Source organism: Mesorhizobium sp. M4A.F.Ca.ET.090.04.2.1, assembly GCF_003999085.1.
GTDB lineage: Bacteria > Pseudomonadota > Alphaproteobacteria > Rhizobiales > Rhizobiaceae > Mesorhizobium.
Map to the genome: position 1 here is coordinate 1 of NZ_RZOT01000655.1, position 2,935 is coordinate 2,935.

Annotated in this window: 3 protein-coding genes and 1 pseudogene; all 4 read left to right on the top strand. The window is 63.4% G+C overall.

Features of this window, described 5'->3' with window-relative positions; genetic code table 11:
* Window positions 1-264, top strand: a pseudogene (locus EN781_RS29830) (arylesterase); the annotation flags it as partial.
* Window positions 265-282: 18 nt separating this feature from the next.
* The gene (lpdA, locus tag EN781_RS29835; RefSeq protein ID WP_126054622.1) at window positions 283-1,749 is read left to right on the top strand and encodes a dihydrolipoyl dehydrogenase; all 1,467 of its coding nucleotides are present in this window, start codon (window positions 283-285) and stop codon (window positions 1,747-1,749) included.
* A 102-nt stretch (window positions 1,750-1,851) separates the two neighbouring features.
* Window positions 1,852-2,109 (top strand): GlsB/YeaQ/YmgE family stress response membrane protein, encoded by a 258-nt coding sequence (locus EN781_RS29840; RefSeq protein WP_126054621.1) that lies wholly within the window; start codon window positions 1,852-1,854, stop codon window positions 2,107-2,109.
* A 135-nt stretch (window positions 2,110-2,244) separates the two neighbouring features.
* The coding region (locus EN781_RS29845; protein ID WP_145965706.1) for a lipoyl synthase at window positions 2,245-2,935 on the top strand (691 nt) is incomplete at its 3' end.

Consider the following 2,935-nt stretch of genomic DNA (forward strand, 5'->3'; position numbering starts at 1 on the left):
CCCCAGATCCTCATCGTCGCGCCACCCGCCGTCACGCGCACCGACAACGCCGAGTTCAAGGAAATGTTCGCCGGCGGCGACGAAGCCTCGAAGCGGCTGGCGCCGCAATATTCGGCACTTGCCGACGAGGCGGGCTGCGGTTTTTTCGACGCCGGAAGCGTCGCCGCCACTACACCACTCGACGGCGTCCATCTCGATGCCGAAAACACGCGAAACATCGGCAAGGCGCTGGCACCGCTGGTGCGCGTGATGCTGGAACTCTAGAAAACCAGGGAGAAACCCGTGGCTGAATCCTACGACGTCATCATCATCGGCTCCGGCCCCGGCGGCTATGTCACCGCGGTGCGGTCCGCGCAGCTCGGCTTCAAGACGGCGATCGTCGAGCGCGAGCACCTTGGCGGCATCTGCCTAAACTGGGGCTGCATCCCGACCAAGGCGCTGCTGCGCTCGGCCGAGATCATGCACTATTCGGATCATCTCAAGGACTACGGCCTGAAGCTCGAAGGCGGCAAGGTCAGCGCCGACACGGCCGCGGTCGTCGACCGCTCGCGCAAGGTGTCGCTGAGGCTGAATGGCGGCGTCGCCTTCCTGATGAAGAAGAACAAGGTTGACGTCATCTGGGGCGAGGCCAAGCTTTCGAAGGCTCCTTCTGGCGAAAAATTGGGCGAGATCGTCGTCTCCAAGACCGCCAAGAAGCCGATGGAGCCACAGCCGCCAGCGCCGAAAGGCGTCAAGGGCGAGGGCACCTACACCGCCAAGCACATCATCCTTGCCACCGGCGCGCGGCCGCGCGCGCTGCCCGGCATCGAGCCGGACGGCAAGCTGATCTGGACCTATTTCGAAGCCATGGTGCCGAAGGAAATGCCGAAGTCGTTGCTGGTGATGGGTTCGGGCGCGATCGGCATCGAGTTCGCCTCCTTCTACCGCACCATGGGCGCCGAGGTGACGGTGGTCGAGCTGCTGCCGGCGGTGATGCCGGTCGAGGATGCCGAGGTCTCGAAATTCGCGCAGAAGCAGTTCGAGAAGCAAGGCATGAAGATCATCCTCGAGGCCAAGGTGACCAAGGTCGAGAAGGGCGCCAACTCGGTGACGGCGCATGTCGAGATGAAGGACGGCAAGGTCGAGAAGATCACCGCCGACCGCATGATCTCGGCCGTCGGCGTGCAGGGCAACATCGAGGGCCTCGGCCTGGAGGCGCTTGGCGTCAAGACGGACCGCGGCTGCGTCGTCGTCGACGGTTACGGCAAGACCAACGTGCCCGGCATCTACGCAATCGGCGACGTCGCCGGACCGCCGATGCTCGCCCACAAGGCCGAGCACGAAGGTGTGGTCTGCATCGAGAAGATCGCCAATTTCCCCGGCGTGCACGCCACCGACAAGCTGAAGATCCCGGGCTGCACCTATTGCAATCCGCAGGTCGCCTCCGTCGGCCTGACCGAGGCCAAGGCCAAGGCCGAAGGCAAGGACATTCGTGTTGGTCGCTTCCAGTTCGGCGCCAACGGCAAGGCGATCGCGCTTGGTGAGGACCAGGGCTTCGTCAAAACGATCTTCGACAAGAAGACCGGCCAGTTGCTCGGCGCGCACATGGTGGGCGCCGAGGTGACCGAACTGATCCAGGGTTTTGTGGTGGCGATGAACCTCGAAACCACCGAGGAAGAGCTGATGCACACCATCTTCCCGCACCCGACCTTGTCGGAGATGATGAAGGAAAGCGTGCTCGACGCCTATGGCCGCCCGTTGAACGCATGATAAATTGGCCGCCAGAGACTCGCCTGCGAAAGCCTGGGGAACTCGGCGGCAAGGCAGTTCGTTTCCGGATGCATTTTCACCCGTCACAGGAGGAGTTGGCATATGGACGTGAATGGCGTGGGCTGGCTGGCGGCCATCATCATCGGCGGTTTGGCGGGCTGGCTCGCCGAGATGGTGATGAAGAGCAACACCGGCATCTTCATGAACATCATCTTGGGCATCGTCGGCGCGGTCGTGCTGAATGCAATCCTGCAAGCTCTCAATTTCCAGTCTTTCGGCGTTGGCTGGTTCGCCTATCTGATCACGGGCTTCATTGGCGCCTGCCTGCTGATCTTTGTAGGACGGCTGGTGCGCCGTTAGCCGGCATCGATACCGCTATGCGAAAAAGGCCGTGGCGGCATGCGCCGGCGTGGCCTTTTTCTTTGCGCCGAAAAGTCCTAAGTGACGTTGGAATGCGGGCGCCGGACAGGCGATCGCTCAGGAACCGGGTTTGAGATGGTCACTGTCCTCGACACGATCGCCAATGCGCCGCGCGTGCGGCACCCCGAAAAGGCGCACAAGCCGGACCAGGAGGTGCTGCGCAAGCCCGACTGGATCCGCGTCAAGGCGCCGGTCTCGAAGGGCTACGCCGAGACACGCGAGATCGTGAAGTCGCACAAGCTGGTGACGGTGTGCGAGGAAGCCGGCTGCCCCAACATCGGCGAATGCTGGGACAAGAAGCACGCCACCTTCATGATCATGGGCGAGATCTGCACGCGCGCCTGCGCCTTCTGCAACGTCGCCACCGGCATCCCGACCGCGCTCGATGCCGATGAGCCGGCGCGCGTCGCGCATGCCGTCAAGCAGATGGGCCTCAGCCACGTCGTCATCACCTCGGTCGACCGCGATGACCTTGCCGATGGCGGCGCGCAGCATTTTGCCGACGTCATCCGCGCCATCCGCGCCGCCGCGCCCTCGACCACGATCGAGATCCTGACGCCGGACTTCCTGCGCAAGGACGGCGCGCTGGAGATCGTCGTGGCGGCGAAGCCCGACGTCTTCAACCACAATCTCGAAACCGTGCCGTCCAACTACCTGACGGTGCGGCCGGGCGCCCGCTATTTCCATTCGATCCGGCTGTTGCAGCGCGTCAAGGAGCTCGACCCGTCGATCTTCACCAAGTCCGGCATTATGGTCGGTCTAGGCG